At 67.3% G+C, this 6032-nt stretch carries 4 protein-coding genes and 1 pseudogene; 1 reads left to right on the top strand and 4 read right to left on the bottom strand.

Going from position 1 to position 6032, the window contains the following annotated elements; translation table 11 throughout:
* Positions 1-288: 288 nt before the first annotated feature.
* The 4 genes from QOI01_RS35835 to QOI01_RS35850 all read right to left on the bottom strand — a co-directional run bounded on the left by QOI01_RS35835 (position 289) and on the right by QOI01_RS35850 (position 5421).
* Positions 289-3096, bottom strand: coding sequence for an ATP-binding protein (locus QOI01_RS35835; protein WP_526388950.1), 2808 nt, complete (start codon positions 3094-3096; stop codon positions 289-291).
* Positions 3097-3184: 88 nt separating this feature from the next.
* The gene (locus QOI01_RS35840) at positions 3185-3556 is read right to left on the bottom strand and encodes an AMP-binding enzyme (protein WP_526388952.1); all 372 of its coding nucleotides are present in this window, start codon (positions 3554-3556) and stop codon (positions 3185-3187) included.
* Positions 3557-4021: 465 nt separating this feature from the next.
* Positions 4022-4684, bottom strand: coding sequence for a TetR/AcrR family transcriptional regulator (locus QOI01_RS35845; protein WP_526388954.1), 663 nt, complete (start codon positions 4682-4684; stop codon positions 4022-4024).
* The gene (locus QOI01_RS35850) at positions 4681-5421 is read right to left on the bottom strand and encodes an SDR family NAD(P)-dependent oxidoreductase (RefSeq protein ID WP_526388956.1); all 741 of its coding nucleotides are present in this window, start codon (positions 5419-5421) and stop codon (positions 4681-4683) included. The genes QOI01_RS35845 and QOI01_RS35850 overlap by 4 nt, the downstream gene beginning before the upstream one ends.
* Before the next feature lie 159 nt (positions 5422-5580).
* On the opposite strand from QOI01_RS35850, the pseudogene QOI01_RS35855 reads away from it, so the two are divergent.
* Positions 5581-6032 (top strand): annotated as a pseudogene (locus QOI01_RS35855) (cytochrome P450); the annotation flags it as partial.

Raw genomic sequence — 6032 nt, forward strand, 5'->3', positions numbered from 1 at the left:
AAGCGCCACATCAGCCTCCGCTGCTTAGGCGGGCGGCCTGGCCGCCGGCGGTCAGCGCAGCCACTTGTGCTGCACGCAGGGTTCGGGACACATGCATCTGAAGGGCTCCTTCTCTGGGGAGGCGTGCCATCACGGAGAACCGCGACGCCTCGACGTATGAGGTTGAGGTGCGGCTGTGCATTCACCGTCGCGCAGAAGGGCGTCTCATGCATCCGTTGATTCACTGGCAGGGGTCCCTGGTGCGCGCGCAGGGGCTGCGTGCGGGCGCGGTGGCGAGAACTGACGCGGTCAGGCCCGCTGGGTCCCGTCGCCGTCGGCGGCGAGGACGCGGTGGAGTTGGGTGCGTGAGCGGATGTTGAGCTTGGCGAAGATCTTCCGCAGGTGGTATTCGACCGTGCGCGGGCTGAGGAACAACCGGGCGCCGATCTCGGGGTTGGAGAGGCCGTCGCGGGCCAGCCGGGCGATCTGGGCCTCCTGAGCGGTGAGCTGATCGCCGGTCTCGACGGTCCGTTTGCGGGCGGATTCGCCGGCGGCCAGCAGCTCGCGCGAGGCGCGCTCGGCGAATGCGTCCATGCCGATCGCGGTGAGCATCGCGTGGGCGGTGCGCAGCTGCTCGCGCGCATCGAGCCCGCGGCGCTCGCGGCGCAGCCATTCGCCATACACCAAGTGCGCGCGGGCGAGCTCCACGCGGATCCGGGTGCGGCCGAGCCGCTCGATCGCCTCACGGTAGAGGCTCTCGGCGGCCTCGCCCCAGCTGAGCAGGGCGCGTGACCGCGCCTCGATCCCCAACGCCCAATCAGTGCCGCTGGGGCGCGTGGTCTCCACGAGCCGCTGGAGGCCGTCGGCCGCGGACTCGGCGCTCCCGCTGCGGGCGGCTGCCTCGACGAGCTCGGCAAGTGCCCATGTGCAGAACCGCAGCTCCTCGCGATACTCGGTGGCCCGCAGGGCAGCCGCCAGCGCGTCCTCATAACGGCCAAGGCCGTTGTGCAGCAACGCGTTCGCCCAGTGCGTGAACGTCAGCACGAGTCCCTGTCCGCGGTGCATCGCGTCGGCGCTCGCGGCGTCGATCAGTTCGGTGGCGTCGGCCTCGCGGCCCCGCCATGCGGCGAGTAACAGGTTGGAGTAGGGCGCAAAGTGGCTGCCGGTCGCGTCGGCGACCGCTCGCGCCTCCTCGATTAGCGACGCGGCTGCGCCGAACTCGCCGGCGAACACGAGCAACCCCGCCCGATTGTTCAAGGAGATCGGGAGGACGGCGAGCGCGCCCGCATCGCGGGCGAGCTGCACTTGTCGGCCCGAAAGCACGTCCCAGGCCTCGTCGTCCCACAAGTCCGTGGCGGCGTGGGAGGCCAGCCAGAACCAGCGGATGCCCCCGTCTCGGGAGATGACGAATCGGCGGAAAGCGGTGAGCGCGCGCTTCAGCGTCAGGGCGCCAGCGGCGTGACCTTCGGTGAGCAGCAGCGCTAGTCCGTCCAGCAGTAGATCCAGTGCGCCCGGCGGTTCCACCGCTGGATGCGCCCGACGCGCTGCCTCGGCCACCTGCAGAATACCGACGCCACCGCCGAGACGGCCAGCGAACAGTGCGGCGGAAAGCGCGTCTAGGTAGGTTTCCCGCGCCAGCATGACATCGAGCGGCGCGAGCCGTTCGGCGGCCTTGAGTAGCAGTGGCGGAGCGTCGCTCCCGCGGTTGGCGGCGAACGCGATCTGCGCGCGCAGCAGCTCCGCCAACGCGCCCTGGAGCTCGTCGAGCGGCCCCGTCTCCGCCGCTCCGAGCAATTGCAGCGCCGCGTCGAATGCACCGGCGTGAAGCTTGGCCCGTGCTGCGTCCAAAGCCCGCGTCGCCCTGCGCGCCGGCTCTTGCGTCAAGGCGGCCGCCCTCTCCAGGAACGCGGCCGCCGCGGCCATACCCCCACGCGCCCGCGCCCGTCCTGCTGACCGCTCGAGCTCCGCGGCGACCTCCTCGTCGGGTGCCGGCGCCGCCTGCGCGCGGTGCCAAGCCCGGTGATCGGGATCATGTTCGGGATCGGTGGCCTCCGCCAGCGCGCGATGCACGCGTTGCCGGTCCTCAAGTGGCGCAACACGGTAGACCGCCGAGCGGACCAGCGGATGGCGAAACCGAATGTCGTTCACGCCGAATTCGAGCAGGCCGGCCGTCGCCGCGGTCGCCCCCGCCTCGGGTCCGATCCCGAGTCGCTCGGCCGCGCGCCATACCAACACCGGATCGCCGATCGGGTCCGCCGCGGCCAGCAACAACAACTCCTGGCTTGCGGCCGGCAGTGCCTCCAGCCGCCGCAGGAAGCTCTCCTCGATCCGACTCGACAGCGGAAGCGTGTTCGGCAGCCCGAATCCCCCGGCCAGCTCGGCCGCCGACGCCCCGCGCGGCAACTCCAACAACGCCAGCGGGTTGCCGCGTGTCTCGGCGATAATCCGATCACGCACCCGCGCATCCAGCGGCCCACGGATCACGGTCCCCAGTAACGCCCGCGCGTCATCACTGGGCAGCCCCTCGACGACCAGCTCCGCCAGGCCCGCCACCTCTGGTCCTGGCTCCCGCGCGGCGAAGACCATCACCACCGACTCGGCCCCAAGTCGCCGTGCCACGAACGCCAACGCCTGCGCCGACGCCCGATCCAGCCACTGTGCATCATCGATCAGGCAGACCAGCGGTCGCTCTTGCGCAGCGTCGGACAGGAGGCTCAACACCGCCAACGCGACGACCAACCGATCCGGTGTCTCCCCGCCACTGAGCCCGAACACCACACCGAGCGCGTCGCGTTGCGGGCCTGGCAAGCGGTCGCGCCTGTGGAGCATGGGCGCGCACAGCTGATGCAACCCGGCGAACGCGATCTCCATCTCCGATTCCACGCCCGACGCGCGCGCCACCCGGCACCCCGACGCCCGCTCCGTCAGGTACCCCAATAGCGCCGATTTGCCGATCCCCGGCTCGCCGCGCACGACCAGCGCACCGCTACGCCCCACCCGCAAGCCGTCCAGCAACCGGTCAAGCGTCGCGCGCTCGTTACGGCGGTCCTGCAACACCCGGCGCCACCGCCTCACGCTCAACTCTGGTGCCCCGCTTGTCGAGGCAGGCGTGGACATCAGCCCACAGCGAAGCTAAACCGCACCCAGCGCCCAGTCAACGTCACCAGGCCGGCCGCAGCGGCGGGCTCGCTGACTGGGGGTGGGTTTAGCGAAGGGCCGGGCGGTGGGCCTGCTGCAGCTCGCGTTTGAGGAGCTTGCCGGTCTCGGCGCGCGGGAGCTTCTCGACAAACTCGACGGAACGCGGCGCCTTGAAATGTGCCAATCGCTCGCGCACGTAGCCGATGATCTCCTGGCCAAGTTCGGACTGCCCGAAGTCTCCACCGATGGAGGCTTGATCGGCGGGGCCACCCTGGAGGCCCCACCGGAACCGCGCAGATCTGGGAAACAGTTCGCCGATTGCGCGAGCCGAACGGCGACCGGGTGGGGCTATGCCATCTCCTGGGCGGTGGCTCGATCTGCATCGTTCAGATCTATCAACGCAACGAATGATGTTTTCACGCAGCGTCATCGGTTGCATGACTCGCCTATCGCACGCGTTGAGTGACGGCGGATCCAGAACTTGTGAGGTAGTCGATATGAGCGATACCAAAACGTATTGGTTCGATACCGTCAGGTCGGTCGGCCATCAGCAACTCTACCCGCCTGACAGACCAAATACCGTCGACATCAAAGCTTTTCGCGATATTATCGACATCGGTCAGGAACTATGACGCAACCCTACCGTTCGGGTCGTGGTGGTCAGAACCAACGGACGGGCGTTCTCGACCGGCCTCGATTTCGCTTCGTTTTCGCGCATCGCACAGGGAGACGGTGCTTGGGAAGACCGCCGACGAAATCCTTGAACGCGTCGCCGCCCATATACATCGAATTCCTGGGGCCAGGACACTGATATGGGGAGTGCTTTGTCAAGTGGGCAGGGTGAAGGATGAAGGCATTGGTGGGGTCGAGCGTGTCGTGTCGCAACTTCGAGGGCGCCGCCGGGCTAATTTTGCGTGCCGCTGGTGAGGCCGTCGAGCACCATCGCACAGTATTGGTCGGCGATGGACTCGACGGTGTCGCCGATTTCCGGGCGGTACCAGAGGTACAGCATGTTGACCATGCCCAGCAAGCCGTTCACGACGGCGCGGTCCGCGCTGCGTAAGAGGCCCGTCTGGTGGCCGTCGTCCAGCACACGTTGCCAGCAATCCTGAACGCGCTCCCGGAGGGTCTGCAGTTCGGTGGCGCGGTGACCGGTCAGGGCGCCGCCGTCGCGGACCTGGATGGCCACTTCTCGGCGATGTTCGACGATGATCCCAACGTGAAAGCCGATGAGTTTCCTCAGCTTGTCGACGGGGTCGAGATCGGCCGTCGTGATCGCTTCGGCACCCTGCAGCGCCTGCTCGGTATAGCGCCGCAGAATCTCCCAGAGCAACTCGTGCTTGGAGCGGATGTGGTAGTAGAGGGCTCCCGGCTGGACGTCCGCGCGGTCGCCGATTTCGGCGACAGATGCGGCATGAAAGCCCTTGGCGGCGAACAACTCTATGGCTGAGTCGATGATCCGCTCGCGGGTGGCTGCGCCCTGTCCTGCGACGCTGCCGGGCGGTCGCCCGCGCGGACGTCGCGGAGCCTCCCCGAGTGTTGCGCCCCCGCCGGCACGACCGCTCACTTCATCCCGCCGTCCAGCTTCAGCGTGGCGCCGGTGCAAAACGAGGACGCCTCCGACGCGAGGTACAGCGCCGCTCCGAGGATCTCCTCCGGCTCTGCCACCCTGCCCAGTGCCGCGGCTGAGGCCAGCGCCTCGGTGGCCTGCGGGGTCCAGGCTCTCGACACATCGGTACGGAAGGCTCCACACTGGATCGTGTTGACCCGCACGGTTGGCCCGAAGGCCTGCGCGAAGCCCTCGGTCAGCGCATTGAGCCCGGCCTTCGCCGCGGCGTAGGGCAGCTGCTCGGGTGCCGGCCGGCTGGCCGCCACCGAGCTGATGTTGATTATCGAACCCCCTTGCGCGGCCGCCATCTGCGTTCCGATCAGGGCCGCCAAGCGGAACGGTCCCTTGAGGTTGATGCCGATGACCTTGTCCCACAAAGATTCACCGACCTGATCGAGGCTGGGGTATAGCGGCGACATGCCCGCGTTGTTGACCAGAATGTCCACCCTGCCGAACTCCGCATACGCGGTGTCCACCAGGGTGTCGCACTGTGCCCAGTCGCTGACGTTGCACCCCACCGGCAACGCTTTGCGGCCAGTGCGCCGAGCGACCTCGCCTGCGAGTTCTTTGCAGCCATCCAGCTTTCGGCTGGCGATGATGACGTCCGCGCCATGCTCGGAGAACGCTTCGACCATGCATTTGCCCAGACCTCGACTGCCGCCGGTAATCAGCGCCACCTTGCCATCGAATCTCATGTCGCCCTTACTTATGTAGTGATCACTCAATATGCTAACAGAACCCAAACTGCAAGCCAGCAAGCAAGGGGCAGGTTGGGCTACAAGCGACGGGAAGCTGACGCCCCCAATGATGCCGAGAATGGACGGTCAACGATGTCACGCAAGCAGTTGTGTTCGGTGCCAATCGAATCGGACGCCAAACCGGTGTATGGATCGGGCACCCCGGGACTGCTGGAGATGCATCGGCTCTTGCTGAGCGACCGCCAGGAATACTATCGGCGCAAGCTCGAGCAGTTCGACGAAGTCACCTTCATCAATCTGTTCGGAAACAAGGTGGTGCTCTTCCTGACGCCCGAGGGCGCCCAGGCCGTCGCGATGAACCTGGACAAGGCGTTGGCCAACGGGCCGGCATGGGGGCTGTTCATCGGGCTGGGATTCCGGCGCGGGATCCTGCTACTGGACTTCGACGAACACCGCCTGCACCGTTCGGTGATGCAGAGCGCGTTCTCCAGCCCCAACCTCAAGGGCTACCTGCAGCAAATGCAGCCCATGCTGGCCGAGCGCATCGCCACCGTGCCAGCGGGACAGGTGCCGCTCGGCCACACGTTCAAGGACATCTCGCTGAGCAT

Source organism: Mycobacterium sp. (assembly GCF_032162605.1).
Taxonomy (GTDB): Bacteria; Actinomycetota; Actinomycetes; order Mycobacteriales; family Mycobacteriaceae; genus Mycobacterium.

Excerpts from the sequence above, each read along its gene's own strand:
- QOI01_RS35835 (WP_526388950.1), bottom strand. The coding sequence starts at position 3,096 with ATGTCCACGCCTGCCTCGACAAGCGGGGCACCAGAGTTGAGCGTGAGG.
- QOI01_RS35840 (WP_526388952.1), bottom strand. The coding sequence starts at position 3,556 with ATGCAACCGATGACGCTGCGTGAAAACATCATTCGTTGCGTTGATAGA.
- QOI01_RS35850 (WP_526388956.1), bottom strand. The coding sequence starts at position 5,421 with ATGAGATTCGATGGCAAGGTGGCGCTGATTACCGGCGGCAGTCGAGGT.